The sequence below is a fragment of the Caballeronia pedi genome, assembly GCF_001544915.2.
Lineage (GTDB): Bacteria > Pseudomonadota > Gammaproteobacteria > Burkholderiales > Burkholderiaceae > Caballeronia > Caballeronia pedi.
Map to the genome: position 1 here is coordinate 324,265 of NZ_FCOE02000002.1, position 25,168 is coordinate 349,432.

26 protein-coding genes are annotated in these 25,168 nt (G+C 62.8%); 11 read left to right on the forward strand and 15 right to left on the reverse strand.

Going from position 1 to position 25,168, the window contains the following annotated elements:
• Positions 1-15: 15 nt before the first annotated feature.
• From AWB80_RS04045 to AWB80_RS04055, 3 genes are read left to right on the forward strand one after another with little or no spacing between them, the layout of a single operon-like run.
• Entirely contained in the window at positions 16-423 is a 408-nt protein-coding gene (locus AWB80_RS04045; protein ID WP_061173541.1) for a RidA family protein, read from the forward strand.
• A gap of 47 nt (positions 424-470) precedes the next feature.
• Complete coding sequence (locus AWB80_RS04050; protein WP_244206398.1) at positions 471-1,658, forward strand: GTPase; 1,188 nt, start codon at positions 471-473, stop codon at positions 1,656-1,658.
• Positions 1,655-3,196, forward strand: coding sequence for a dynamin family protein (locus tag AWB80_RS04055; protein ID WP_061173338.1), 1,542 nt, complete (start codon positions 1,655-1,657; stop codon positions 3,194-3,196). The genes AWB80_RS04050 and AWB80_RS04055 overlap by 4 nt, the downstream gene beginning before the upstream one ends.
• A 15-nt stretch (positions 3,197-3,211) precedes the next feature.
• Here the strand turns inward: AWB80_RS04055 and AWB80_RS04060 are convergent, their stop codons facing one another.
• From AWB80_RS04060 to mdlC, 5 genes are all read right to left on the reverse strand, one after another.
• Complete coding sequence (locus AWB80_RS04060) at positions 3,212-4,675, reverse strand: benzaldehyde dehydrogenase (protein WP_061173339.1); 1,464 nt, start codon at positions 4,673-4,675, stop codon at positions 3,212-3,214.
• 44 nt (positions 4,676-4,719) lie between these two features.
• Complete coding sequence (locus AWB80_RS04065; protein WP_061173340.1) at positions 4,720-6,072, reverse strand: MFS transporter; 1,353 nt, start codon at positions 6,070-6,072, stop codon at positions 4,720-4,722.
• A gap of 100 nt (positions 6,073-6,172) precedes the next feature.
• On the reverse strand, positions 6,173-7,252 hold the full coding sequence (locus tag AWB80_RS04070; protein ID WP_061173341.1) for an enolase C-terminal domain-like protein: 1,080 nt from the start codon (positions 7,250-7,252) through the stop codon (positions 6,173-6,175).
• A 12-nt stretch (positions 7,253-7,264) separates the two neighbouring features.
• Positions 7,265-8,437 (reverse strand): alpha-hydroxy-acid oxidizing protein, encoded by a 1,173-nt coding sequence (locus AWB80_RS04075; RefSeq protein WP_061173342.1) that lies wholly within the window; start codon positions 8,435-8,437, stop codon positions 7,265-7,267.
• Positions 8,434-10,014, reverse strand: a complete 1,581-nt coding sequence (mdlC, locus tag AWB80_RS04080) for a benzoylformate decarboxylase (RefSeq protein ID WP_061173543.1) — start codon at positions 10,012-10,014, stop codon at positions 8,434-8,436. Before mdlC ends, AWB80_RS04075 begins: the two co-directional genes overlap by 4 nt.
• Positions 10,015-10,119: 105 nt before the next feature.
• Between mdlC and AWB80_RS04085 the strand changes: the two genes are divergently transcribed.
• The 4 genes from AWB80_RS04085 to AWB80_RS04105 all read left to right on the forward strand — a co-directional run bounded on the left by AWB80_RS04085 (position 10,120) and on the right by AWB80_RS04105 (position 13,804).
• Positions 10,120-11,013 (forward strand): LysR family transcriptional regulator, encoded by an 894-nt coding sequence (locus AWB80_RS04085; RefSeq protein WP_061173544.1) that lies wholly within the window; start codon positions 10,120-10,122, stop codon positions 11,011-11,013.
• 272 nt (positions 11,014-11,285) lie between these two features.
• A complete protein-coding gene (locus AWB80_RS04090) occupies positions 11,286-12,632 on the forward strand; it encodes an MFS transporter (protein ID WP_061173545.1) in 1,347 nt (448 codons plus the stop codon).
• Positions 12,633-12,964: 332 nt separating this feature from the next.
• On the forward strand, positions 12,965-13,405 hold the full coding sequence (locus AWB80_RS04100; protein WP_061173343.1) for a universal stress protein: 441 nt from the start codon (positions 12,965-12,967) through the stop codon (positions 13,403-13,405).
• A 93-nt stretch (positions 13,406-13,498) separates the two neighbouring features.
• Positions 13,499-13,804 carry a DUF1488 family protein gene (locus tag AWB80_RS04105; protein WP_061173344.1) on the forward strand — a complete coding sequence of 102 codons (306 nt, stop codon included), beginning with the start codon at positions 13,499-13,501 and terminating at the stop codon, positions 13,802-13,804.
• Positions 13,805-13,807: 3 nt separating this feature from the next.
• Here the strand turns inward: AWB80_RS04105 and AWB80_RS04110 are convergent, their stop codons facing one another.
• The 3 genes from AWB80_RS04110 to AWB80_RS43850 all read right to left on the reverse strand — a co-directional run bounded on the left by AWB80_RS04110 (position 13,808) and on the right by AWB80_RS43850 (position 14,683).
• Entirely contained in the window at positions 13,808-14,038 is a 231-nt protein-coding gene (locus AWB80_RS04110; RefSeq protein WP_061173345.1) for a hypothetical protein, read from the reverse strand.
• Between the two features lie 76 nt (positions 14,039-14,114).
• Entirely contained in the window at positions 14,115-14,366 is a 252-nt protein-coding gene (locus AWB80_RS04115) for a hypothetical protein (protein WP_061173346.1), read from the reverse strand.
• Between the two features lie 158 nt (positions 14,367-14,524).
• Positions 14,525-14,683: a hypothetical protein gene (locus AWB80_RS43850; protein WP_160147405.1), complete on the reverse strand. Its 159-nt coding sequence runs from the start codon at positions 14,681-14,683 to the stop codon at positions 14,525-14,527.
• A 250-nt stretch (positions 14,684-14,933) separates the two neighbouring features.
• Here AWB80_RS43850 and AWB80_RS04120 point away from each other — a divergent pair, with 250 nt between their 5' ends.
• The gene (locus tag AWB80_RS04120) at positions 14,934-16,703 is read left to right on the forward strand and encodes a PQQ-binding-like beta-propeller repeat protein (RefSeq protein WP_061173347.1); all 1,770 of its coding nucleotides are present in this window, start codon (positions 14,934-14,936) and stop codon (positions 16,701-16,703) included.
• A gap of 66 nt (positions 16,704-16,769) precedes the next feature.
• Positions 16,770-17,342 (forward strand): DUF1993 domain-containing protein, encoded by a 573-nt coding sequence (locus AWB80_RS04125; RefSeq protein WP_061173348.1) that lies wholly within the window; start codon positions 16,770-16,772, stop codon positions 17,340-17,342.
• 12 nt (positions 17,343-17,354) lie between these two features.
• Here the strand turns inward: AWB80_RS04125 and AWB80_RS04130 are convergent, their stop codons facing one another.
• From AWB80_RS04130 to AWB80_RS04150, 5 genes are all read right to left on the reverse strand, one after another.
• Positions 17,355-18,632 (reverse strand): MFS transporter, encoded by a 1,278-nt coding sequence (locus tag AWB80_RS04130; RefSeq protein ID WP_244206399.1) that lies wholly within the window; start codon positions 18,630-18,632, stop codon positions 17,355-17,357.
• Positions 18,633-18,765: 133 nt separating this feature from the next.
• Complete coding sequence (kce, locus tag AWB80_RS04135) at positions 18,766-19,698, reverse strand: 3,5-dioxohexanoate:acetyl-CoA acetone transferase (protein WP_061173350.1); 933 nt, start codon at positions 19,696-19,698, stop codon at positions 18,766-18,768.
• Between the two features lie 17 nt (positions 19,699-19,715).
• The gene (locus AWB80_RS04140; protein ID WP_061173351.1) at positions 19,716-20,507 is read right to left on the reverse strand and encodes an SDR family oxidoreductase; all 792 of its coding nucleotides are present in this window, start codon (positions 20,505-20,507) and stop codon (positions 19,716-19,718) included.
• A gap of 109 nt (positions 20,508-20,616) precedes the next feature.
• A complete protein-coding gene (locus tag AWB80_RS04145; protein WP_279628637.1) occupies positions 20,617-21,276 on the reverse strand; it encodes a GntR family transcriptional regulator in 660 nt (219 codons plus the stop codon).
• A gap of 254 nt (positions 21,277-21,530) precedes the next feature.
• Positions 21,531-21,770: a hypothetical protein gene (locus tag AWB80_RS04150; protein ID WP_061173353.1), complete on the reverse strand. Its 240-nt coding sequence runs from the start codon at positions 21,768-21,770 to the stop codon at positions 21,531-21,533.
• Between the two features lie 219 nt (positions 21,771-21,989).
• Here AWB80_RS04150 and AWB80_RS04155 point away from each other — a divergent pair, with 219 nt between their 5' ends.
• Positions 21,990-22,457 (forward strand): response regulator, encoded by a 468-nt coding sequence (locus tag AWB80_RS04155; protein ID WP_061173546.1) that lies wholly within the window; start codon positions 21,990-21,992, stop codon positions 22,455-22,457.
• Here the strand turns inward: AWB80_RS04155 and AWB80_RS04160 are convergent.
• Together AWB80_RS04160 and AWB80_RS04165 are read right to left on the reverse strand one after the other, a co-directional pair.
• The gene (locus tag AWB80_RS04160; RefSeq protein ID WP_061173354.1) at positions 22,433-22,846 is read right to left on the reverse strand and encodes a hypothetical protein; all 414 of its coding nucleotides are present in this window, start codon (positions 22,844-22,846) and stop codon (positions 22,433-22,435) included. The genes AWB80_RS04155 and AWB80_RS04160 overlap by 25 nt on opposite strands.
• Before the next feature lie 224 nt (positions 22,847-23,070).
• Entirely contained in the window at positions 23,071-23,610 is a 540-nt protein-coding gene (locus tag AWB80_RS04165; protein WP_160147406.1) for a serine hydrolase domain-containing protein, read from the reverse strand.
• A gap of 126 nt (positions 23,611-23,736) precedes the next feature.
• On the opposite strand from AWB80_RS04165, the gene AWB80_RS04170 reads away from it, so the two are divergent.
• Positions 23,737-25,161, forward strand: coding sequence for an AarF/UbiB family protein (locus AWB80_RS04170; RefSeq protein WP_061173547.1), 1,425 nt, complete (start codon positions 23,737-23,739; stop codon positions 25,159-25,161).
• Positions 25,162-25,168 lie beyond the last annotated feature (7 nt).

The window sequence follows — 25,168 nt, forward strand, 5'->3', positions numbered from 1 at the left end:
CAGGAGACGAATGCCATGAGTGAACGCAAAGCCATCGTGCCCGTGGGCATGGAAGCGGTGTACGAGAAGATTCGCTATGCGCCGGCGATCCAGGCCGGCAATACGATCTATGTGTCCGGGCAGATCGGCCGCGATGCTGCCATGCAACTGGTCGAAGGCCGCGAGGCGCAGATCGTGCAGGCATTCGAGAATCTGAAGCTGGTGCTGGAAGCGGCGGGCGCATCGCTGAGCGATGTCGTCGACGTGACCACTTTCCACACCGATATGCGCGATCTGCCGCTGTTCATGCAGGTGCGCGACAGATACCTCAACACGCATCCGCTGCCGGCATGGACCGCGGTGGGAGCGCACATGCTCGGCGGCGCGGCGGGCTATATCGTCGAAATCAAGGCGGTGGCCGTATTGGCCGAACCAGGGAACTGACGGTGTTCGGCGAAATTGTTGCCGTGCTGCCGGCGCGCGCCGACGATATGGCGCGCCTCGCGATCCTGCTCGCACAGGGCGAGCCTATCGTCACGGTCATCGGCAAATACAATCATGGCAAGAGCCGTCTGCTCAATGAATTGATCGGCCAGGACGCCTTTGCTGTCGCCGACAGGCGCGAGACGGTGACGCTGTCGGATAGCGTGCATCGCGGTGTGCGCTGGCTGGATGCGCCCGGACTCGATGCGGATGTCGGCACCGAAGACGATCGTCATGCGTTGCATGCCGCGTGGCTGCACGCGGATATCCGACTGTTCGTGCATGCCGCGAAAGAAGGCGAACTGGACGCGAAGGAACTCGCCTTGCTCAGCGAGCTATACGCGGACGATGCGCGCTCGCAGCGGCAAACCGTGTTCGTGCTGTCACAAGTGGACCAGCTCGCCGACGACGCCGAACTGCACAAAGTGCGAAATGCGATAGATACGCAATGGCCGGGCGTCGCGCTGAATGAAGTGTCGTCCACGCGCTATCGCAAGGGGCGGGACGAAGGCAAGGCGCTGATGCTGGAAAAGAGCGGCATGCCTTCGCTGCGTGCCGGAATCGACGCGGCGCTCGCCCGCGTGCCGCAAGCGCGCACGCACGAGAAGGCGCTGCTGTTCGGCGAAATTCGCGAGGAACTGGCGGCGCTTCTCGCCGCTCGCGAGAAAGAACTCGAAGCATTGCGTGATACGCAGCGGCAACAACGTCTGTCGTTCGATCGCGGTTTGGCGAAGGTCATCGAGAAGGTGAGCGGCGATATCGAAACGATGCTGAACGCGCTCGGCACGGACCACGCCTCAGTGCCGGATACCGCGAAAGACGCGTACGGGATCACCGCAGGCAAGCTGGAGCGCGCGCACATTCAGATTGCCTATTCGCGCGCGTGTATCGAAATCGACGGGTATCTGGCGGGGCAGGGCGTCATCGGCTTGCCTTCGGAACAGGAAACCGTTGCGCGTGCGCTCAACACCGTGATGATCGCGGTCATGGGCGTCTCGGTGAAGTTTCGCAAGGACTTGCGCAGGATGTTCTGCACGGCGGCCGGTCGCGAGCGCATGCAGCGCGAGTTCACGCACTACTACGAACTGTCGAACGATAGAAAGGCGCTGACCGCGCGCATCGGGCGGAGTGAATCGGCTGTCGACGCTTCGAAGAATGCGTCGGCATCATTGAACGCAATGGAAGGCCGCGCATGAAAGCGGACGCGAGCAACGAACAACGTTTTATCGCCGATGTCGATGCGTTCGAGTTCATCGCACACGATGTCGAACGAATGCTTCACGCGATGGAAGACTGGCTCGCGCAATTGACTTCCGATCTTCACTTCAGTCGCCTGCTTTGCTCCGGACTAAAAGAACAGGGCGCGCTCGCCAGGCAGGCGCAAGCCATCAACGCCGAATTGCAGAAGAACCTGCTCACATGGCCGCAGCAGTGGGCCAGTCTCGAACCGGCTCAGGCACTGGCCGAAACCTTCGACGACAAGGTTCTGCTATTGGTCTTCGGCAAGTTCAACGCGGGCAAGAGTTCGCTCTGCAATCTCATCGCGGACCGCTTTGCTGCGCATGGCAAGACGGTGCAGTATTTCTATCTCGATGCGGGACGTATCGTCGAGACGACGGAATGCTTCAAGGAAGGCGTGACGGAAACCACAGCGCGTCTTCAAGGCGTGCGACTTGCGGGAAAGCTGGTGCTCGTGGATACGCCCGGGCTGCATTCGATCACACCAGAAAACGCCGCGCTCACGCAACGCTTCACCGATAGCGCCGACGCGGTCCTCTGGCTGACGAGTTCGACATCGCCCGGGCAGGTTCAGGAACTGGACGAACTCAGCCGCGAACTGCATCGCAACAAGCCGCTTCTGCCTGTCGTGACACGCAGCGACGTCTACGACGAAGACGAGATAGACGGCGAAATCCGCAAATTCCTGCGCAACAAGACGGCGCAGAATCGCGCCGAGCAGGAGGCCGATGTCAGGACGCGCGCGCAGGAAAAGCTGCTGACGATGGGCGTCTCCGACGACCTTCTGAAAGCGCCGGTGTCGATTTCTTCCTATCTCTCGCGCGCGCAGGGACAGACCCAGGCGGCAATGACCGACGCGGGTTTCGAGCGGCTCTACGCGGCGCTGATCGACATCGCTGAACCGACGCTGGCCTACAAACGCCGCAAACACGCCGAAGTATTCTTGCATCATCTGGAAGAGAACGTGATGGGCGTGTTGTCTCGCGATGTGTATTCGTCGCTCGCGGAACTGCGCTTATCATCGGATGCGGCGGCGGCGATGCTCGCGCACCAGCAGGAAAATATCGCCGATGCCGTCTGGCGAAGCGTCGCTCCGACATTGCCTGCGTTGCTGGATGAGCATTCGTCGACGCGTGATGTCGGCGCTATTCTCGACAGCTTGTCGCAATCGTTGGCCGAGTCGCTTTCGCGCGCGGTGGATCGGCAACTCGACGATTACGTCATTCAGACCGATAGCTCACTTGCGAAAATCCATCTTGATGACGATTCGAATTTCGACGAAACCGCTGTAGGTGTCGACTATCAACGGCTTCATGCCGCGCTTGCAAAGGCCATTCGCGAACAGGTATTGCGTTGGTCCAGCAACGCAGCCGACCAATGTCGCGCGTCGATCAGGCAACTGCTCGCGCGAGCCGCGCAATTGCAGAATGTTCTGCGAGCACACGAAACGGACCTGATCGATCTCAAGGCGCGACTTCGGTCCGAATTCGATTGAAGAGAAAGCGCTCGTTCAGAACGGATAGCGGATCGGACTGTCCATCACGCTGACCCATTGCGTCTGCGTGAATTCATGGACGTTAGCCGGTCCGCCGAAGCGTCCGCCATTACCGGATGCGCCCATTCCGCCGAACGGCACATGAAACTCGTTGTTCACGGTCTGATCGTTGAGATGCACCATCCCGGCGCGGATGCGTGAGGACAATGCAAGCCCGCGTGACATCGAGCGGGTATGGATTGCAGCCGCCAGTCCATAGTCCGACGCGTTCACGAGTTCGACGGCTTCATCGTCGCTGTCGAAAACGGTGACCGGTGCGACCGGCCCGAAGATTTCTTCCCTGAACGCTGCCATGTCCGGTGTGACGCCGGCGAGAACCGTCGGCTCGTAGAAGAGCCCGCTGAACCGGCCGCCCGCGAGAAGCGTCGCGCCGGCATCGACGCTCGTTTGCACGATGCCGTCGATACGATCACGCTGCTTTTCGTTGATCAGCGGTCCGAGATGCACCTGCTGTTTGAAGGGATCACCCACCGTGAGATTGCGCGCACGTTCGGCGAGCCTCGCCGCATATTGCCCGACGATCGAGCGGTGCACGAGATGCCGTCCCGTCTGCATGCAGATCTGCCCTTGGTGCAGGAAAGCGCCCCACGCTGCGCTGGATGTTGCGGCTTCGACGTCCGCATCATCGAGCACCACGATCGCGTTATTCCCGCCGAGTTCGAGTGCGACCTTCTTGAGCATGCGACCGCAGATTTCGCCGATCGAGCGGCCGACGCCCGTCGATCCGGTAAAGGAAAGCATGCCGACCTTCGGATGACGCACGAGCGCGTCGCCGGTCGCGGGGCCGCCGGGAATGACATGCAGCACGCCGGGCGGCAGGCCCGCATCTTCGAAAACCCTGGCGAGCAACAGGCCGCCCGCGACAGCGCTTTGCGGATCGGGCTTCAGGATGACCGCGTTGCCGAGCGCGAGCGCCGGCGCGACAGAGCGCATCGCGAGAAGAATCGGGAAGTTCCATGGCGCGATGACGCCGACGGTGCCCACCGGAACGTGTCGGCACAGGTTCATCCGATGCGCGATCGCCGAAGGATAGAGCGCGCCATCCGGCTGCATGGGAAGCGCTGCGGCCATCTGCAACTGCTCATAGGCCGCGTGGAGCTCCCACTCCGCCTTCGCGCGCGTCGAGCCGCACTCGCGAACGTTCCACTCGTTGATCTCGTGCGCGCGTTCCTTCAGGAGCCGCGCTGCCTCCCGCATGATGGCCGCGCGTTGATCGAAGGGCGTCGCGGCCCACGCTTCCTGAGCCTGCGCAGCCGATGACGCGGCATCGTCGATATCCTCGGGCGAACCGATGCCGATCACGCCGATTCGCTCGCCCGTCGCCGGTTCGATGACGAACGCCGTGCCGCCCCTGGCCGTCTTCCAGCCGTTTGAATGAATGCGCGCATTCCAGACATGCGCGTTGCCTTCGTTACTCATGGTGTTATCTCCGGTTTGGTATGACGATGTTTTCGCAAGACATCTCATTCGACGTGAGGCGCAAGGGTGCGCACGTGAGGCTCCGCCCGTGCGCGGCGATTGGAAATCAGCAGCACCGCGATGGCCGCCACGGCCCCGGGAACCGCGAAGACGAGAAAGTTGAATGTGATCGGGAACTGCTGGCTCAGCAGATATCCGCCGAGGGCCGGCCCCGCGACCGCGCCGAATCGTCCCGCGGCGGCGGCCCAGCCCACGCCCGTCGAACGGATGCTTGCGGGATAGAGTTGCGCGGCGAACGCGTGGACGATGCACAGCGTTCCGATGGTCGTCGCGCCGGCCGCCATCAGAAGAAGATTCAGGACGAAGGGCGATTGCCTGTAACCCAGCAGTCCGATGGACACGGCGGCTATCGCGAAGTACAGGACCAGCGTCGGCTTGCCGCCGTGACGGTCCGCCAGCCAGCCGCTGAACAGTCCTCCGGCGACCGCGCCGACATTCAGGGTAATCAGGAACGTGAGGCTCGAACCCAGCGAATAGCCGTTCGCGGCCATTAGTTTGGGCAACCAGGTGTTCAGGCCGTACACCATCAGCATGCACATGCCGAACGCGATCCAGAGCAGGAAGGTGTCGAGCGCCCGGCCGTGCGCGAAGAGATCGAACGCGCGCATGCGCGGGTGCGCATCCGGTTCCTTTTCGCCGGTAATAGCAAGGCTTGCAGCATTGCCCTCGAAGTCCGGCGCATAGTTTCGCAGAATCGGATCCGCCTGAGCGAAGCGCTTCTGGGCGATCAGAAAGCTCAACGACTCGGGCAGCCACTTGAAGAAAACGGGGAAGAACAACAGCGGAATGCCGGCGATGAGAAAGTTGGCGCGCCAACCGAAGGCCGGTGTGATCGCCTTCCCGGAGAGCGCCGCGATCACGCCGCCGACCGAGAAGAAGCTGAGCATGATCGTCACCATGATATTGCGCTTGCTGCGCGGCGACATCTCCGTCATCAACGCGACGATATTCGGCACCATGCCGCCGAGACCGACGCCGGTCATGAAGCGGCAGAGCGTGAATTCGGTCGTGTTGGTGCAGAAGGCGTTCCCGAAAGCGGCCACGCCGAAGACCACGAGACACAGCAGAATGATGCGCCGACGGCCGAACCGGTCGGAGGAACTGCCGAGCGTCAGCGCGCCGACCATCATGCCGAACAGCGCACTGCTGCCGATGAAACCCGCGGTGACGGGAGACAGTTGCCAGTCGTGCATCAGCTGAGGCAGGATCGATCCGTAGATCACGAGATCGTAGCCATCGAAGAGCATCAGCATCGAGCACCAGAACATCACCATCAGATGTCTGGAGTTGAGGCGCGTGCCGTACAGCGCGTCGCCAGCGGCGGCGTTATGGTCCATCTTTGTCTCCGGAATGAATGGATGCGCGAGCTCTGTGAGGCTCGTAGTTAGCATGACGAAATGTCAGGTTTGCGTGGCCGTGGAGGCGTGATTTCAGTCTTTAAACGAGAAAGCGGCTGATCGCGTCCTCGCGCCAGCAAATGCCGGCGCCCGGCTCATCGCCGATGTGAGCCTTGCCGTCCTCGAATCGAAGGAGCGGTTCGAGAATTGGGCCAGCGAGGTCCATGCGTTCGAGCCAGTGCGCGGTCGGGGTCACGGCCAGCAGATGCGCGCTGAATTCCTGAAAGATATGGCTGGACATGGGCAGACCGTGTTGTTCAGCGAGCGCGCTGGCTTTGAGCCAGCCCGTCACGCCGCCGATCTTCATCACGTCAGGCATGCAGAGATCGCAGGCATGACTGTCGATGGCCTTTTGCATGTCTTCCGGACCGAACCAGTTTTCGCCGATCTGCACCGGTACCTTTAACGCTGCCCGGATCGACGCATGTCCGGCGTAGTCGTGCTGCGCGGTAGGCTCTTCGATCCACGCGACGCCCTCCGCTTCCAGCGCGCGGCCCCGGCGCTTGCCTTCGGGAACGGACAATGCCTGATTGAAGTCGACCATGAGTTGAACCGAGTCGCCTGTCACTTGGCGGATTGCGCGCACGACTTGCAGATCGCGCTCCAGCGTCTCATAGCCAACCTTTGTCTTGATGGCCGCGAAGCCGGCTTCGACGGCCTCTTGCGCGCGTTTCGTGCCGAGTTCGACATCGTCCATGCCGTGGCTGTCATAAGCGGGAATCGGCCGCGCCCGGCCACCGAGCAGTTCGACGAGCGGCAGCCGATGCGCCTTGGCCTGCGCGTCCCACGCAGCCATGTCGATACCGGCGGTCGCGATGCGCATCAGGCCCGTATGGCCGAGCAGGCGGAATCGCGCGTTCATCGCGCGGTCGATCTCGAAAGGCGCAAGCGGCAAGCCCTTCACGACGGCTTCCAGTTCGTCTACCAGACGCTGGACCGGTTTCAGCGCAATCGGCGAGTACGTGAAAACGTAGGCATGACCCGTCACGTTCGCGTCGGTCAGCAGGTCGATCAGCACGAGCGGCGACGTAACGATCGTCCCGGACGCCGTTTTGAGCGGATACGGCAGGGGTACGTTGACTGCCCGCGCGCGCAGTCCGGTGATCCTGATTTCGTCCATGTTCGTCTCCTTTTATATCGATTCGGGCACTTTGCTTGTGTCGGCAGCTTCTTTCCGATGAACACCGTCCCAGATGAACTCACAGCCGAGTTGCTGCACGGACGGACATCCGATCTGGGCGAGCGTGGTGTCGATTTCGCTCTTGAGAAGCGCGAGCACGGCGTCGACGCCCGCTTCGCCATCGGCCGCGAGGCCATAGAGCGTCGCGCGGCCCAGCAGCACCGCACGCGCGCCCAGCGCGATGGCCTTCACCACATCCGCGCCACGGCGGATGCCGCTATCGATGAACACGGGAGCGTCGATGCTACGCGCAGTATCGTTCAGTATTTCGAGCGGTGCGATGGCGCTATCCAGTTGCCGGCCACCGTGATTGGAAAGAATCACGCCATCCGCGCCGAGCGCGATGCAGCGTTGCGCGTCGTCGACCCGGCTGATGCCTTTGATGAGGAGCGCATGAGGCCATAGATCGCGCAGCCATTTCAGGTCGTCCCACGCGAAGCTGGCGTCCATTTGCCGGCTCATCAAGGCGGCTTGCAGTTCCGTGTCCTGCACGTCCTGACTCGCGAAGTTCGCGAGTTGCGGCATGCCTTCCCGAACGAGATCGAACGACCAGCGCGGATGCAGCATGCCATCGAAAATCGTCTTCGCTGAATAACGCATCGGCAGGCCGAAGCCGTTACGCAAGTCTCGCTCCCGTTTGCCGTTGACGCCGACATCGGTTGTCAGGATCAGCGTCGTGTAGCCGGCGCTCAATGCGCGCCTGACCAGCAATTCCGCCAGCTTGCGATGGACGACATAGAGCTGGAACCAGAGCTCGCCGGTCGCGGCTTTCGCCACGTCCTCGATGGATGAAGTCGACGCGGTGGACAAGGCAAACGGAATACCGAAATTACCGGCTGCGCGAGCGAGCGCCAGATCGCCTTTCGGCCAGAAAATCCCGTTCAGGCCTGTCGGACCGACGACGAGAGGCGCGGACATCGGTTTGCCGAGAACAGTCGTTTGCGTGCTGCGTGCGCTCACGTCCACGAGTCTGCGCGGCTGAAACCTGATGCCTTTGAACACATCCTGATTGTGACGAAGACCGATTTCATCTTCCGCGCCGCCTTCGAGATAATCGAACACGATGCGCGGAAGCCGGGCCTTCGCGCGAGCGCGAAAGTCCGCGACGTTCACGAGCGTTTTCATGACACGCGCGTCTCGACTTCGATCAGCACGGGCTTGTTGCCGGCAAGCGCCTGACGCAGCGCCGCCGTCAGCGACGCGCCCGAATCCGCGTGCAATGCCTCGACGCCGTAGCCACGCGCAAGCGCGCAGAAGTCCAGACCGGGAACATCGAGACCGGGCACGTTTTCGGCGTGCAGCACGCCGGCGAACCAGCGCAGCGCACCATACGTGCCGTTCTTCATGATGATGAAGATGGCCGGAATGTCGTAACGAGCCGCCGTCCACAGCGCCTGAATGCCATAGTTCGCGGAGCCGTCGCCAATCACGCCGATGACGCGACGTTCAGGCTTCGCCAGTTGAATGCCGACTGCGGCGGGCAGCCCGAAGCCGAGGCCACCGGCTGCGGCGAAGTAGTAGCTTCCCTGTTCCGTCATGCGCAGTCGCTGCCACATCAGGTTGGTCGTCGAGGTGGATTCGTTCACATAGATCGCGTTGCGCGGCGCCATTTCATCGAGGATGTCGAACACGCGTTCCGGCGCGAGCCGTCCGGCTTCCTCGGACGCGGGTTCTGGCCGGCGCAGAGAGGCGGGCATCGGACGATGCGTTCTGGAAATGGCGCCGTTCAAGGCGTCGAGCGTCGAGGCGATGTCGGCGACGATGGCATCGCCCATGGGCGCGCGCGTGGCTTCGTTGATATCGCACGTAATGGCGATCAACCGCGCGCCGGGCGGCAGGAATTCGCCGGGTTCGTACTGGTGATATCTGAACACCGGCGCGCCGACGACCAGCACGAGATCATGCCCTTCCAGCAATCCGCTGATGCTTGCGATGCCCGCGGGCAACAGGCCGCGGAAGCAGGCATGCGTCGTCGGAAGCGAACAGCGCGGCGCCGACGGCGCCATCCACACGGGCATCGCGAGCTTTTCGGCAATCGACACGGCGAGGCTGTTGGCTTCGCTTGCATCGACGTCCGGTCCGAGCACCATCACGGGGTTATTCGCCTGTTCGAGCGCGCGAGCGAGCGCGTCGATCGTCGCGGCGGAAGGAAGTCCCGCCACGTCGACACGCCGGCTCGCGAGATGATCGACGCCCGCAGCGGCCTCCTGTTTCCAGTCATCGTACGGAACGGAAAGATACACCGGTCCCTTCGCGCCGGAGCCGGCGGTATGAATGGCTCGACTGAGCGCGAGCGGCACTTCCTGCGCGCATGACGGCTCGCAACTCCACTTCACCAGCGGACGCGGCAGCGTGGCGGCATCCACGTTGGCGAGCAGCGCCTCGACGCCGACCATCGCGCGAACCTGCTGCCCCGCCGTGACGACGAGCGGCGTGTGCGAGTTCCATGCATTCGCGAGCGCGCCCATCGCGTTGCCGGTGCCGGCCGCCGAATGCAGATTCACGAGCGTGGGGCGGCCGGTCGCCTGTGCGTAGCCATCGGCCATTCCGACGACCGCGCCTTCGTGCAAGCCGAGGATGTAGCGGAAGTCATCCGGAAAGTTTTTCAGAAAGGGCAACTCGTTCGAGCCGGGATTGCCGAAGAAAGTCGTCAGTCCCTGGTTGCGGAGAATGTCGTAACAAGCTTGATGGATCGTCTTCATGGCCGTGGTTCCTTTGCGTGCTTGCATCCTATGAGCGCGAAGCAAATAAGGCCAATCATCGTTTTTTCGTTCTTATAATAGAGACCGTCTATATGCGTGATGACCATGAGCACGGATCTCAATCTGATACGAACATTCGTCGCGATCTATGAAACGCGAAGCGTCAGCGCGGCGGCGAAGCGTCTGAGCATCACGCAGCCATCGGTGAGCTATTCGCTGACGAGACTGCGAGATCTGCTGCACGATCCGCTCTTCACGCGCACGCGCGACGGCATGGTGCCGACCTTCAACGCCACGCAGCTTTTCAATTCATTCAAGGGCGCGCTGGAAAGCATCGAGTCGGCCATAGCCGCCACCCGTAAATTCGACCCGACGCAATCGGAACGCTCGTTCAGACTCGCGCTCTCCGATCTCGGCGAGCTGTCTTTTCTGCCTCTTCTGGTGCGCGAGTTCCAGACGGTTGCGCCCTCGGTCGGGCTCGAGATCGTGCAGATCGACAGCGGCTTGATCGCGGAGTGGTTGCAGACTGGTTATGTCGATGCCGCAGTGGGCAATCTTCAGTTCGTCGGCGGCCAGGTGAGAAAGTCGACGCTGTTCAGCGAAAGTTATTCGTGTCTTCTCAGCGCGTCGCATCCTGTTATCGGCGAGCGTTTGAGTCTCGAAGATTATGTGGGCGCGAATCATGTGGTCGTCGCGCCTTTCACGGGACATCATCTCGTCGAAGACGTGATGAGCGAGATGGGACTGAGCCGGAAAATCGTTCTGCGCGTACCGCACTTCACGAGTCTCTTTTCGGCCGTCGCCTCCACCGATCTCCTGCTCACGCTGCCGACGCGCATCGCGCGCGCGTTCGCGGGCGAAGGCCGGCTGCGGGTATTGCCGCTTCCGTTCCCGACACCGACGTTCGAAGTCAATCTGTACTGGTATCCGCACGCGGAGGATTCCGCTGCGCAGCAATGGCTCTGCGACACGGTCAAGCGCACGCTGAGTCACGTCTGATACGCGATATCGTCAAGCCTGACGCCTTTCATTCCCGCAAGGTATAGCCAGCCACCAATTCGGTATTGGACGCTGGATAACCGGGTCGCCTATTCTGGGCCGACTCACAGAAAAAGCCGTCAACGCAGTCCGTCAACGAAGTCGACCATCACCCGATCCCGCCCGTGCTGGCTTTCGCATGCAGCGATGGAAACGCGCGCGCGCCGCGCGCCGGCGCATCAATCGAAAAAGAAAATCGCGGAATTAAAGCAGTTCTTAATCAAGGAGACATCATGCGTCAAATCGACGTTCAAAAGCTATGCGACGAAGCTAGGTTCCGGAAGTTTCATGTGCTGCTGCTTTTCTGGTGCGCGCTCATCATTATTTTCGACGGATACGATCTCGCGGTTGTCGGGATCGCGTTGCCATCGATCATGAAGGACATGGGTGTGCAGGCGACGGGCGCCGGTTTCATGGTGAGTTCCGCCTTGCTCGGCATGATGATCGGCGCGGTGTTTCTCGGAACGATAGCCGACAGAATCGGCCGCGTGCCGGCCATCGTGATCTGCCTTCTGCTCTTCAGCGTATTCACCGCCGCGGCGGGTCTGACACACGATCCGGTGATGTTCGGCATTGTGCGCTTCCTGGCGGGACTGGGTATCGGCGGCGTGATGCCGAACGTCGTGGCGCAGATGACCGAGTATTCGCCGCGCAAAATTCGCAGCACCATGGTGACGGTGATGTTCAGTGGATACTCTGTCGGCGGCATGCTGGCGGCGCTCGTCGGCAAGGCGATGATCGAGCGTTATGGCTGGCAATCCGTGTTCATCGCGGCGGGTCTTCCGGCGCTGCTCGCGCCCGTGATCCTGAAGTTCATGCCCGAGTCGCTCGCATTTCTGGTTCGAACCAAGCGCGCCGATAGCCTGAAGGCGATTCTTCCTCGCATCGATCCGGCATACGTGCCGCAACAAGCCGACAGCTTTTCGCTTACCGACCGAGAAGCCGCGCCCGGCTCGACGATCACGCGCCTGTTCGCCGAAGGCCGCGGCTTGAGCACGGTCATGTTGTGGATCGCGTTTTTCATGTGCCTGTTCATGGTCTACGCGTTGAGTTCGTGGTTGACGAAACTCATGGCGAACGCCGGACACAGCCTCGGCTCCGCGCTCACGTTCGTGCTCGTGCTGAACTTCGGTGCGATGATCGGCGCGATCGGCGGCGGATGGCTCGCCGACCGCTTCAACATCAAGCACGTCCTGATTGCGATGTACGCGCTCGCGGCCATTTCCATCAGCCTGCTGGGCGTGAAGGTTCCCGTCGGCGTGCTGTTCTTCCTGGTCGGGCTGGCGGGCGCCTCGACGATCGGCACGCAGATCGTCACCTACGCGTTCGCCGGGCAGTTCTATCCGATGGCGATTCGATCGACGGGCATCGGCTGGGCATCGGGCATCGGGCGCAGCGGCGCGATTCTCGCGCCCATCGTGATCGGCTTGCTCGTGAGCAGGGCGTTGCCGCTTCAGCAGAACTTCATCGCGATCGCCATTCCCGGCGTCATCGCGATGCTGGCGGTGTGCCTGATCAACGTGCGCCGTCCTCGACAGGAAGCGATCGCCGTCGCCCGTGCGGAAGCCGATCCGGCGTAACGCTCATTCCTTCGTGGACTTTGGTTGCCGGGGCTTCTGTGGCTCGGAGGGAGCGCCGCGTTGCGTCGGCGCTCGCGTGCATGCATCCGGTGGCGTGACATACGGCACGTCGTCGCAGCAGCATGCATAGACAGGAAAGCCGTACGCGTTCGTGCGGATGATGGTCGTCGGCCCGTGCAGCGGGCACACCGCTTTCATGTTGCCTCCTGAAAAACTAGACTGTTTTCATCGTACACGCCGCGTAGCCGAACGGGACATTCCGGCACGTCGTGGGCCGGTGCACCCGATGCTCGACTGCGCGTCTCTACAACCCCTGAAGAGGCGACGAGATCATGTACCGAAATATTCTGGTGGCGCTCGATGGCAGCGAATGCGCACAGCGTGCGCTCGATGAGGCGATCCGCATTGGCGCACGCGCCCGAGTGCGCGTCGTGCTCGTGATCGACAGTGCGGCCCTTTCGTCGTATCCGGCGCAGTACCGCGTGACGGTTCGCGAGGAAGGCGGGCAGGCGCTGGAAATCGCGTATGCGCGTCTCGTCGAGGCGGGCATCGACTGTGAAACGGAATTGGCGGAAACCCGCAACGTGACCGATACGATCGCGAAATGCCTGCAACGCCGGGCGGTTGCCATGCGAGCCGATCTCGTCGTGATGGGCACGCACGGCCGGACCGGATTGCGACGGCTCGCGCTCGGCAGCGTCGCGGAAGCATTCGTGCGGCGTGCGACGTGTCCCGTGCTGCTCACGCGCGCGCCGTCCACACCGACGCCTTGATCTGGATCAATACGCGGCGTAGATCGATGGCTGAGACTGAATGGATATGTGCTGCACGTCGGAATACCGCGCAACGCTCCACGAGGTATCGGCATGAACATCACGTTTCCGAGTCAGACGCCCGTCTATCAGGGCGATGAGCCTTCGCTCACGTTCGCCGCCGTCGCCGATGGCGAGCGCGTGGAATGCACGATTTCCGCCGAGGCGCTGGAGGATCACTTTGGCGCGGCGTCGTGGCGCGAGGAAGATTTGCAGCAGGCCTTCGAGAGCCATCGCTCGTCGATCGAAGGCGCGGCCGAACATGTGCTCAGCCGCGTCGGCGGTACTTCGGTCATGCTGCGCAGCGGATTCTTCCGGTTTCGCGAGGCGCGCGCTCAAACTCCTTCGAGCCGGACCTGACCTTTATTGCGGAGTCAGGCGATAGGGCGGCAGGGGTAGATCGTCACCATCGAGAAAGGCCGTCGCGCATCGGACCGCGAATCCGAGCGCGCCGTCCTTGCTGGCGAACGCGCCGAGATTGCCGAGCGAGGTTGCATGGCCGTCCTCTTCGAGAATCGAAGCCGTCGCGACGAATGCATTACCCACTTGCGTGACGGAGGGCTGAAAAGCCGCTCCCCGATGATAGATGATCATAGATTTTGATCTCTCATTGGAATGATCGAGGCGCGAGCCGCATGGATGCCGCTGCGTGCGTCATGAAGCGGGCGTGCTAGCGAATGCTGGTGCCGTGAGACTGGCGCGAATGTCGCGCGGACTGTCGATGGTCGATTTCCGCCATGCCATAGGCAAATGCGTAACGCACGGCGCCGGTCGCGCTCGCGAACTCGCCGAGCAGGCCGCTTGCGCGGCGCGCGCCGCTCGGTTCCCGAACCACGAGCGTCGCCGCATACTTGTCCTGATCCAGAACGGCGGTGGCGCTTAGTAAATGTCCTTTATAAACGACGTCGTTGGGTTGGGTCATCGTTCTCTCAGGTTCTGATGTTTTCGTTGTAAGCATCAAGACATCGCCTACATTCCGTAAGCAACAAGCCTAACCGTTCAATTTTTGTCGTCTTACCCGATTTAAGCTTTTTTACTTTTTTCCGGTGAACGCTTAAGTCAGACGAACTTCTTTCCGATTCAGATCGCGTCGTTGCGCCACGCGTTGACGAGCCGCGATACCGAACGCGTCGCCAGAACGAACAGAGTGCCCGAAAGCCCGAAATCGGACCGGCTCAATAATTCGGCCAGATAGAGCGTCGTCAGTGCGACGAGCGGATGGTAGATCAGGCGTTTCATCGGTCTCACCTTGCGGGCTGTCCTGTGCTGTAATGTGCCCGTCAGGGTGCATGGCAGTCCTTACCGCGCGTCGGCGATAACTGCCCGATCGTCCGCTTTTCAAATTTTAATCATCACACCAATACATAACGTCATCCGATCATTCCGCCAAAGCCTAGCCATCGCCCGACGATTTTTTCCCCAATTAAGCCGTCGCAGACAATAATCGCCAGGGCGCTCGGCTCGGCCCGTCCAAAACGGAGATGCGCAGATGAAAGGGCACTTGTCGGTTGGCGTGATCGCAGTCGCTTTTGCAGTCGCTGTCGCAGTCATCGGTGGATGCAGTGGCGGAAGCTCCAATTCCGATACCACCGCGACGAGCGGAGGCGCCTCCGCCGCATCGAGCCCCGCGGCGGCATCGAGTCCCGCGTCGGCGTCATCGGGCCCCTCGGCGGCATCGTCGGGCGGCGCTGCGAGCGCGCCTTCCAACGCAAGCTCGCCCGCCACCAGCTCGCCGTCCGCGTCGACGCCGGTGGACGTCACCACGTATCACAACGACATCCTGCGCACCGCGCAGCAACTCAGCGAAACCAGGCTGACGCCGGCTAACGTCAAGCCGTCGACCTTCGGCAAGCTCGGTTTCTATACCGTCGATGGCGCCGTCGATGCACAGCCGCTCTATCTCGGCAACGTGCCGGTCGCGGGCGGCACGCATAACGTGCTGTACGTCGCCACCGAGAACGCGAGCGTCTATGCGTTCGACGCCGACACGGGCACCGTGCTGTGGCGTGTTTCCACCTTGCTCGCGGGCGAAGTGCCGAGCGACGATCACGGCTGCAACCAGACCACGCCGACCATCGGCATCACGGCGACGCCTGTCATCGACCGCACGCGCGGGCCGAATGGCGCGATGTATGTCGTCGGCATGTCGAGAGACAGCGGCGGCGCGTATCACCAGCGCATTCACGCGATCGACATCGCGACCGGCGCCGAACTGTTCGGCGGCCCGACGGAAATCACCGCTTCGTATCCCGGCACCGGCTCGGGCAGCGTGAACGGCGTCGTGCCGTTTACGCCGGGCCAGTACATCGAGCGCGCGTCGCTGCTGCTGCTCAATGGCGTCGTCTACACCGCGTGGAGCTCGCATTGCGACACGCTGCCGTACACCGGCTGGGTCATCGGCTACAGCGCCGATACGCTCAACCAGACCGGCGTCGTCAACGTGACGCCGAACGGCGAGATGGGCGGCATCTGGATGAGTGGCGCGGGACTCGCATCGGATGGCACGTCGATCTATTTCCTCGATGGCAACGGCACGTTCGATCCGACCACCAACGCGCAGGAAATGCCCAACAAGGGCGACTTCGGCAACGGCTTCCTCAAGGTCACGCCGACGCCGACGCTGCAGGTGACCGACTACTTCGAGCCTTCGGACACCGTGCAGCAATCGAGCGCCGACCTCGATCTCGGCTCGGGCGGCGTGCTGGTGCTGCCCGATCTCACCGATATCAACGGCAACGTCCGGCATCTCGCGATAGGCGGCGGCAAGACGCGCGCGCTCTACATCGTGAATCGCGACTCGATGGGCAAGTTTGATTCGAACGGCGATCACGTCTATCAGGAACTGTTCTCGACGATCACCGGCCCGATGTTCAGCGCGCCCGCGTTTTACAACAACACGATCTATGTCGGCCCGGCGGGCGATCACCTGAAGGCGCTGCCGATCGTGAACGCGGTGGTGGCGACCACGGCGTCGAGCCAGAGCACGAGTCCGGCGGGCAACTGGAGCTTCCCCGGCCTCGCGCCGGTCATCTCCGCGAGCGGCAACACGAACGGCATCGTGTGGGGCGTGGAGAACGTGACGCCCGCCGTGCTGCACGCGTATGACGCGAGCAATCTCGCGATCGAGCTGTACAGCAGCAATTCGGCGGGCTCGCGCGATCAGTTCGGACCGGGCAACAAGTTCGTCTCGCCGACGATCGCAAACGGCAAGGTCTTCGTGGGCACGAAGACGGGCGTCGCCGTGTTCGGTCTGCTGTGAATCGTTGCGCGCGCGAAAGGTCTGCATCGGGATAAGATCGCAGACTTTCGACCGTGGAGCGCTTTCATGCAACTGACCCGTCTTCTCGTTCCGACCTTCGTGCAGACGCTGAAGAGTCTTTCGACATGGCTCGACAAGGCCGCCGCGCATCAGAAAGAGCAGGGCGCGCAGCCCGATGCGCTCATGACGCTGCGCCTCGCGGCGGACATGTATCCGCTCGCCGCGCAAGTGCGTTTCGTGTGCTTTCAGGCGCAGGAGCCGGTGTATCGGCTGCGCGGTGAAGACGTGCCGCAGACCTTGCGGAACGTGCGTGAAGAAGGGTGGAAGTCGAACGAGCATCCCGGCTCGTTCGACGATGCTCGCGCGCGTATCGCGGATGCGATCGCGTTTTTATCCGGCCTCGCGCCCGACGCATTCGATGCCGGAAGCGAATCGAAGATCGCGCTCGATCTGCCGAACGGCATCATTTTCGACATGACCGGCGAGCACTATGCGCGCGACTGGGCGTTGCCGCAGTTCTACTTTCACGCCGTGACCGCTTACGCGATTCTGCGCAATCACGGCGTGCCGCTCGGCAAGCCGGATTACATCGCGCACATGTTCGCGTATATGCGGCCCGGCACGTTGCCGAAGGGTTGAAGCGTCAGGACGTCACGCGTTCGACATCACGCGGCGCTTGTCGTCGGCGCGTTGCTCGTTGCCGTGACGCAGACGCGTGCTGCACACCGCCGCGATCAACAGCGCGATCGCGAGACACACGAGCCCGTTCATCGCGCGGCCGGTGGTCTGCTCGATGATGCCCATGACCGTCGGTCCGACGAAGCCGCCGAGCAGACCGCACGAGTTCACGAGGCCGAGCCCGCCCGCGAGCGCGCCGCCCGACAGCCGCGACGACGGGAACGTGAAGATGATCGACTGCACGACGAAGAACATCGACGCCGACAGGCACACGCCCAGCAGGCCGATCGCGGGCGTCGACCATGCGGCGATCAGCATGCCCGTCGCCATGATGACGAGCCCGCCGACGAGAATGCGGCGGCTCTTCGACGAATCGCTCGCGAAACGCGGCAGCGTGCCGGCGCCGATCGCGGCGGCGACCCACGGCGTCGCGCTGAGCAGGCCGATCATGAGCGGCGAGAATTTCCCCGACGCGCCGATGATGCCCGGCAGGAAGAAGATCACCGTGTAGATCGTCAGTTGATGGCAGAAGTAGACGAGAATCGCGAGCCACACCTGACGATCGCCGAGCACGCTGCGGAACCCGCCCGCGCCATGACCGCTGCTGCCTTGCGCGTCGTGCTCGGCGGCGAGGCGTCGTTCGAGCGCGACGGCTTCATCGCGTGACAGCCACGGCGCGCTGGTCGGCCGGTCGGGCAGCATTTTCCACACGACGAACGCGAGCAGGATCGCGGGCACGCCTTCGATCACGAACAGCCATTGCCAGCCGTGAAAGCCGAGCCAGCCGTCGAGTTCGAGCAGTGCGCCGCCGAGCGGCCCGCCGACGATATTCGCGACGCATACGCCGAGCAGGAAGTAGCCGGTTGCGCGAGCGCGTTCCTCACGGCCGAACCAGTACGTGAGATAGAGCATCACGCCGGGGAACAGGCCCGCTTCGGCGGCGCCGAGCAGAAGGCGCATCACATAGAAGGACGTTTCGCCGGTGACGAAGGCCATCGCGACCGAGAGCGCGCCCCACGTCACCATGATGCGCGTGATCCAGAAGCGCGCGCCGACCTTGTGCATGATCAGGTTGCTCGGAATCTCGAAGGCTGCGTAAGTAAGGAAGAAGAGACCCGCGCCGAGTCCGTACGCGGCGGCGGAGATGCCGAGATCGATGCTCATCGAATGCTTCGCGAGCGCGATGTTCGTGCGATCGAGAAAGCTGATCACGTAGACGATCACCAGCAAGGGCATCAGCTTGCGCAGCATCAGGCTGTTGAGCGACGCGTGCGGCGCGGCGCTCGTCGTGTTGGGCTTGTTCAAGATATGTCTCCGTAGGCGCTGTATTTCTAATGAAGCGATGGCGTGCGCGCGCCGCATGCACGGCGCGCGCATCGGACAATCAGAAGTTCACGTTGTCGCCGCCCTTGAGCGACAGCATCTGGCGCGCTTCGGCGGGCGTCGCGACTTCGAGCGACAGACCTTCGATCACTTGCCGGATCTTGCGCACCTGCGCTGCGCTCGATTCGGCGAGCTGGCCCGGGCCGATCCACAGCGAATCTTCGAGGCCCACGCGCACGTTCGATCCCTGCGCGACGCCGATCGAGCCGAGCGGAATCTGATTGCGTCCCGCGCCGAGGATCGACCACACGTAGTCGTTGCCGAACAGGCGATCCGCGGTGCGCTTCATGTGCGCGAGATCCTCGGGATGACCGCCGATGCCGCCCAGCAGGCCGAACACGCTCTGCACGAAGAACGGCCCCTTGACGAGCCCGCGATCGACGAAATGCGCGAGGTTATACAGATGCGAGATGTCGTAACACTCGAACTCGAAGCGCGTGCCGTTGGCCGAGCACGACGTCAGGATGTATTCGATGTCCGCGAACGTGTTCTTGAACACGAGATCGCGGCTCTTCTCCAGATGCTGGCGCTCCCAGTCGTGCTTCAGATCCTTGAAGCGATCGAGCATCGGATAGAGGCCGAAGTTCATCGAGCCCATGTTCAGCGAAGCCACTTCCGGCTGGAAGTGATGCGCGGGCTTGAGCCGCTCCGCCACCGTCATGTGCGGGCTGCCGCCCGTCGTCAGGTTGATGACGGCGTCCGTTTGCGACTTGAGGCGCGGGAGGAATCGCTCGAATATGGCGGGGTCCTGCGTAGGGCGTCCGTCTTCGGGATCGCGCGCATGCAGATGCAGAATCGCCGCGCCTTCCTTCGCGGCCGCGAGCGCGGCTTCGGCGATCTGGTCGGGCGTGACTGGCAGATGCGGCGACATCGACGGTGTATGGATCGCGCCCGTCGGCGCACATGTGATGATGACCTTGCGTTTCGTTGCCATATATTCCTCGATGTTCTTCAGAGCGTTTCGACGTTGCCGCAGACGGAGAGCGCCTGGCCCGAAATCGCGCTGCCGGCCGGCGAGCTGAGATACAGCACGCTTGCCGCGACTTCCTCTTGCGTCACCATGCGGCGCAGCGAAATCTTCGCGAGATACTGCTTTTCCATTTCTTCATAGCCGACGCCGAGCTGCTTCGCGCGCGCGGCGATCACGCCTTCCATGCGCGGTCCCTTGACGATGCCCGGCTGCACCGCATTCACGCGGATGTTGTCGGGTCCGAGCTCGATCGCGAGACTCTTCGCGAGACCGACGACGGCCCACTTCGTCGCGGAATAGGGCGTGCGGAAGCCGTAGCCGAGACGTCCCGCCACCGACGACATGAACACGATCACGCCGCCATCGGGCGCGTTGCGCAACAGCGGCACGGCCTCGCGCGAAAAGTAGTACTGGCTGTTCAGATTGACGTCGATGGTCTTTTCCCAGTCGTCGGAATCGATCGCATCGATGCCGCCCGTCGGGCCAGCGATGCCTGCGTTGTTGATCAGCACATCGAGACCGCCGAGCTCGCGCCGCACGTCTTCGAACACGCGCTTAACGTCGTCCTTGCTCGCGACGTCCGCGCGCGTGCCGGTGATCGTCGGCAAAACCGTCGATACCGCGTCGATGGCTTTCGGATCGACGTCGCAGACATGCACGCGAGCGCTCGTCGACACGAACGCCTTCGCGATGGCAAGGCCGATGCCCGATGCGCCGCCCGTGATCAGCACGCGCAGGCCGGCGCGCGGCGTGAGCAGTTTCATGAAATCCATCGTCTGACTCCTTTGTGGTTATGTTTTGCGGGGACGTGCACCGTCCTCGCTCAAGCGATTAGTCATACTGATAATTGTGTGCAAGGCGCGTGTGGCGCGCCCTTCCGGTTCAGCCTTGCGCGTGACGCCGCATGCGGCTCTCCTGCGCGCGCAGACGCGCTTCGAGATCACGCGCCGCGTCTTGAATGTCCTTCGCGATGCCGCGCGCGACCGCCGCGCCATCGCGCTTCCAGAGCGCATCGATGATCTGGCGATGCGCTTCCATCGACACGCGCATGTGCGCCACGTCGGGCGCGACCATGTTCAGGAACGGTCCGATGCGCATCCACATGTTCTGGATCGTCGCGAGCGTCATGTCGCTCGCGCCGTGCCGGTAAATGCTGGTGTGGAACGCGAAGTTGCAGCGCAGATAGGCGCGCGCGTCATCGGCTTCGACATGCGCGTCCATTTCGTCGAAGATGCGTTGCACCGCGGCGACGTCGTCGTTCGTCATGCGCGCCGCAGCGCGTTGCGCGACGCAGCCTTCCAGCGCGATGCGCACGTCGCGCAGTTCTTCGAGCAGTTCGGGCGTCATCGGCGGCACCATGAGGCCGCGCGACGGGCCATCGACGAGTGCGCCCTCCGCGCGCAGGCGTGTGAGCGCGGCGCGCACGGGCATCGTCGAGAGGCCGACCGCTTCGGCCACGCCGCGCAGACTCAGCGGCTGACCGGCGGCGAAGCTGCCGCTCATGATCGCTTCTCGGAGTTGCTGATAGACCTTCGTGGCCATCGTCTCTGTGGCGATGACTTCGAGTTGTGGAATGGGTTGCGATGCGGATCGGGGCGCCACAGGTGTTTCCTTGCTGATCTTTGATCTGTGATCACAGTTTGATTTCGATGACGAGGTTAGTCAATCCGAAATGCCTAAGGGATAACCCGGGGAAATGGCGCGACGGGCCGTGGCCAAAAGCGATCGCGTCCTTCGCAGCAGGGAAGAAAGTAGGTGCCGCTCAAAGTCCGTAGCCGCAAAAAGCCCACCATGCTCTAACGCCGTCGCTTTCTCCACTCGTAACCAGCGGGCGGATCGGCGACACCCGGCTTGCCGACCGAATGCGGGTTTTCACTGCAGAGCGTGACGAAGCCGATGTCCTCGCCATCGGACTGACGGCGGCGCAAGTCTTCCGCGAAGCGCAGCGCGTCGGCGAGCGCGTTTTCATCGAACCGTTTGAAGTGCGCCGCGCCTTCGATATCAGGGTTGCCGCCGAGCCAATACACGACGAACATCGATTAGCCTCTCGTATGGAGATGTGTGCACCATCGCCGCCGCGCGAGCCACGGCGGTGCAGATCCTGCACGGCGCGCGTGAACCGGCGCGCCGCGACAGCCACCGGGTAATCCCGAAGTGTAACGTCGGCGGACCGCACCCCGCCTGGCGAGATGCGTCCGGCAACCCGCGAGGGAATGATCGTTGCTCTCATCTCCGTCCATTCCGAGGCCAAAACGATGCAACGACACAACCGTGTTCCTTCGCAAGCGCTGTGGCAGATTCCGCCGCGCGCGACGCGCCCCGACGAGCCGCGCGTGCTGATCGCCGATGACGATCTGGAGGCGACGCGCGCGATCTGTCTTGCGCTGGAGGATGCCGAGTTCACCGTGCGCGCGGTGCACACGGGGCTCGACGCGGTGTCGCTCGCGCGCAAGTGGCGGCCGGGCGTGGTCCTGCTCGATCTGGTGATGCCGCTCGGCGACGGCTGGGAAGCCGCCGAAGCGATTCGCGCGATCGATCTGTCGATGCTGCTGATCGCGCATACGAGCCGCACGGACCCCGAAGACCTCACGCGCGCGCAACAGACCGGCTTCAACGGCTACTTCGTCAAGCCGACGGAACTCGACGGAATGATCACGATGTTGCGGGATTATTTCTCGATGCACGAAGGCAAGGACGATCAGGCATCGGTGCGTTTGCGCTGAATGTCGTCGTCGAGTTTGAGCGCGAGTTGATCGATGTCGCGCTGAACGTGCTCCTTGAGCATGTCTTCCCAATACTGACAATAGCCGGCCCAGAACGGCATCTGCGTGTGCGCCGACGCAGCCGTCGGCAGAGGATCGGGCAGCATCCGACTCAGACGGCGGATTTCCTTGTGCTTCCATTGCAGCAGCGCGCGCCGATGGCCGCGGCGCGGCGGGCACATCTCGTCCATTCGCGCGACGGCGATCGAGAACCCCTCGGCGGGCCGCGATGCCATCCTCGTCAACACGGCGGTTTGCGGGCGCGGCCCGCGTTCATGGCAGATGATCGCGCCGATCTGGCCAAGGATGTACATCGCCTTCGCCATCGGGGCTTCGGAAGGGTGTTGCATGGCGCCTCTCTCGATTTATCGTTATGGTCTTCGTGCTCGGGCGCTCGAAATGACCTCGGTCTTGATAGTGATACGGCGTAGCCTACCGCTTTAATAAGATACCGTATCGAAATTAATCCGAAGTACGTATCGACAAAAAGATACAGTCAACGCAACAATTGTGGCCGGCTGGCAAATAAAAGCCGGGCGCCAATAGCGATCACCACGCGTCCAGGACATGCCGGCTAAACAGCTCGCGCACCCCCTTGGGCGTGTCGTATGCCGGGCTGCGCGATCGGCCGCGACAGCACGAAGCGCAGCCGGCTTCCTTCGCGGGCAAAGCGCTCGCAGGGGCCGAGCACGCAATCGTCGATGACGCTCTGATCCCATTCGAAGCCGGACGTCATGGTCAGCAGATGCCGCAGCGTGATGCGCTGCACGCGGCGATCGAAGCCGTATTCGCGCATCTCCGGCAGGAGGTGGCAAACGGGTGTGTCGAGCGGCGGCAGTGAACCGTCGCGCAGCGCAGCGCCGACCGCGAGTCCGACGACCGTTTTGGTAACTGAATTGATGTCCTGCAGGCTTTGCGCATCGACATCTTGCCGATAGTGCTCGAACACGATACGGTCATCGTGCGCGATGACAAAACTGCGCACACCGGGTTGCGCGGCCAATGTTTCCTGCAATGAAGTGAAGTCGGAATCGTTGACGAACATCATGAGCAACGGATGCCGGAATGAAGATATAAGCAGGATACCGAAACAAATAAGCACGGTCGAGCGCAAAGACGGCTTCGCTTGATCCGCGTGCAGGTTCCGCCGAATCGTGTTACACATTGAGCAATCCAGATGCCACGCAGCGCGGCATTGCAGTCTTTCAGCGGTTTCAACTCACTTTCAGCGAGCCTGAATTTGCCTGTCCGACGACTCGCGACCCTCTGGCGGCTTGGCCGGGCGTTCGTCCGCGAAAGCCAGCTGACGAGCGACGGCGCCGCGATCACCCGCGTGGCGCGCTTCTTCGCGTCTCACGGCGCGCGTGCCTCGCCGCTCGGTGCAGGCGTGCCCGCGCTCTCGCAACTCTCACGCGTGCTGGAAAACGCTTCCGGGACGCTCGCGCGTCATCCGGCGCTTGCGGAGACGGCGGTGCGCGTCGCATTGCACGAACTCGACGGACTGTTCACGCCCTACGACGCGGCCGCCTTTCGCGCGGCTTGCAGGGCGACGTTTCCCGCCACGCTAGCTTTCGACCTCACCGGGCTGAGCGAAATGCCGCTGCGTTCGGGCATCGCGGAGCAGACGCATGCGGCGCGCGTCGGCGATACCTCGGTGCGCGTGACGCTGCTGCGTGCCGACACCCGCGCCGAACTCGACGACGATCTCGATCTCGCGCTCGCGGCGGCGCGTTTCGCGGAACGGCGCTCGGCAGAGGCGCGCGAGATGCATCCGGTGCAATGGGTGCAACGGGCGCGCGAAAGCGTCGACGCGATGATCGACTTGCGCCAGCGCGCCGCCGATCAGAGCTACCTGCGCTTTCGCCTGCGCGACGACAACCGTCTCGCGGTGCCCGAAGTGCTGTGGGATTACTGCAACGACGCGGTGCTGACCACGCGCGCGATCGAGACCGCCGCGCTATCGGATGCGGACGCGCTTGCGTCATGCGGGCTCGATCAGGCCGATGTCCTCGCGACGCTCATCGAAGCGTTCTTCGAAATGTCGCTCGATGTCGGCGTATATCACGCGGGGCTGGATGCGGCGGGCGCGCGCGTGAGCATCGAGCCTGAGACGCGCGGTCAGATCGTTTTGGAAGCCGATAACCCGATGATGATCTTCGCCGCGCACGAGCGCGATTTTCTCGTCGGCGTGTCGCATGCGCTCATGTCGGGCGATCACAAGGCGGCGGCGCGCGCGCATCTCGAACACGGCCGGCCCGAGACCAACGCGACGCATCACGAAGTGCGCGTCGAAGCGACGTATCGGCGCGAGGCGGAGCGTTTTGCGTCGCCGCATGCGCGCCACGGCGTTGGCGTTGCGCAACTGTTCGGCGCGATCGGCAAGGCGCCCGCGGAGCACATGTTCAGCGCGGGACACGGGCGCATCGCGTCGCGTGCGGTGCTGTTGTCGCGGGCGGCGGAACGCATCGAGCGCGTGGCGCAGGAGATCGCACCGAATGTCGATGTATGGAAGATCGCGCGCAAGGTGATCGTGCGGCTCGCGGCGGATCAGTTCAGTTGCAGGAGTCTCGCGGCGCGTCTCGCGCGGGAAGCGACGCATTGGCCGCACACGCTGCCACGCCTGCCGACGCTCATCGCGCACTACGCGGCGACGTCGCGACGCTAGAGCATGT

Coding starts and splice junctions, on each gene's coding strand:
- AWB80_RS04045 (WP_061173541.1), top strand. CDS start 16: ATGAGTGAACGCAAAGCCATCGTGCCCGTGGGCATGGAAGCGGTGTAC.
- AWB80_RS04050 (WP_244206398.1), top strand. CDS start 471: ATGGCGCGCCTCGCGATCCTGCTCGCACAGGGCGAGCCTATCGTCACG.
- AWB80_RS04055 (WP_061173338.1), top strand. CDS start 1,655: ATGAAAGCGGACGCGAGCAACGAACAACGTTTTATCGCCGATGTCGAT.
- AWB80_RS04060 (WP_061173339.1), bottom strand. CDS start 4,675: ATGAGTAACGAAGGCAACGCGCATGTCTGGAATGCGCGCATTCATTCA.
- AWB80_RS04065 (WP_061173340.1), bottom strand. CDS start 6,072: ATGGACCATAACGCCGCCGCTGGCGACGCGCTGTACGGCACGCGCCTC.
- AWB80_RS04070 (WP_061173341.1), bottom strand. CDS start 7,252: ATGGACGAAATCAGGATCACCGGACTGCGCGCGCGGGCAGTCAACGTA.
- AWB80_RS04075 (WP_061173342.1), bottom strand. CDS start 8,437: ATGAAAACGCTCGTGAACGTCGCGGACTTTCGCGCTCGCGCGAAGGCC.
- mdlC (WP_061173543.1), bottom strand. CDS start 10,014: ATGAAGACGATCCATCAAGCTTGTTACGACATTCTCCGCAACCAGGGA.
- AWB80_RS04085 (WP_061173544.1), top strand. CDS start 10,120: ATGAGCACGGATCTCAATCTGATACGAACATTCGTCGCGATCTATGAA.
- AWB80_RS04090 (WP_061173545.1), top strand. CDS start 11,286: ATGCGTCAAATCGACGTTCAAAAGCTATGCGACGAAGCTAGGTTCCGG.
- AWB80_RS04100 (WP_061173343.1), top strand. CDS start 12,965: ATGTACCGAAATATTCTGGTGGCGCTCGATGGCAGCGAATGCGCACAG.
- AWB80_RS04105 (WP_061173344.1), top strand. CDS start 13,499: ATGAACATCACGTTTCCGAGTCAGACGCCCGTCTATCAGGGCGATGAG.
- AWB80_RS04110 (WP_061173345.1), bottom strand. CDS start 14,038: ATGATCATCTATCATCGGGGAGCGGCTTTTCAGCCCTCCGTCACGCAA.
- AWB80_RS04115 (WP_061173346.1), bottom strand. CDS start 14,366: ATGACCCAACCCAACGACGTCGTTTATAAAGGACATTTACTAAGCGCC.
- AWB80_RS43850 (WP_160147405.1), bottom strand. CDS start 14,683: ATGAAACGCCTGATCTACCATCCGCTCGTCGCACTGACGACGCTCTAT.
- AWB80_RS04120 (WP_061173347.1), top strand. CDS start 14,934: ATGAAAGGGCACTTGTCGGTTGGCGTGATCGCAGTCGCTTTTGCAGTC.
- AWB80_RS04125 (WP_061173348.1), top strand. CDS start 16,770: ATGCAACTGACCCGTCTTCTCGTTCCGACCTTCGTGCAGACGCTGAAG.
- AWB80_RS04130 (WP_244206399.1), bottom strand. CDS start 18,632: ATGCTGCGCAAGCTGATGCCCTTGCTGGTGATCGTCTACGTGATCAGC.
- kce (WP_061173350.1), bottom strand. CDS start 19,698: ATGGCAACGAAACGCAAGGTCATCATCACATGTGCGCCGACGGGCGCG.
- AWB80_RS04140 (WP_061173351.1), bottom strand. CDS start 20,507: ATGGATTTCATGAAACTGCTCACGCCGCGCGCCGGCCTGCGCGTGCTG.
- AWB80_RS04145 (WP_279628637.1), bottom strand. CDS start 21,276: ATGGCCACGAAGGTCTATCAGCAACTCCGAGAAGCGATCATGAGCGGC.
- AWB80_RS04150 (WP_061173353.1), bottom strand. CDS start 21,770: ATGTTCGTCGTGTATTGGCTCGGCGGCAACCCTGATATCGAAGGCGCG.
- AWB80_RS04155 (WP_061173546.1), top strand. CDS start 21,990: ATGCAACGACACAACCGTGTTCCTTCGCAAGCGCTGTGGCAGATTCCG.
- AWB80_RS04160 (WP_061173354.1), bottom strand. CDS start 22,846: ATGCAACACCCTTCCGAAGCCCCGATGGCGAAGGCGATGTACATCCTT.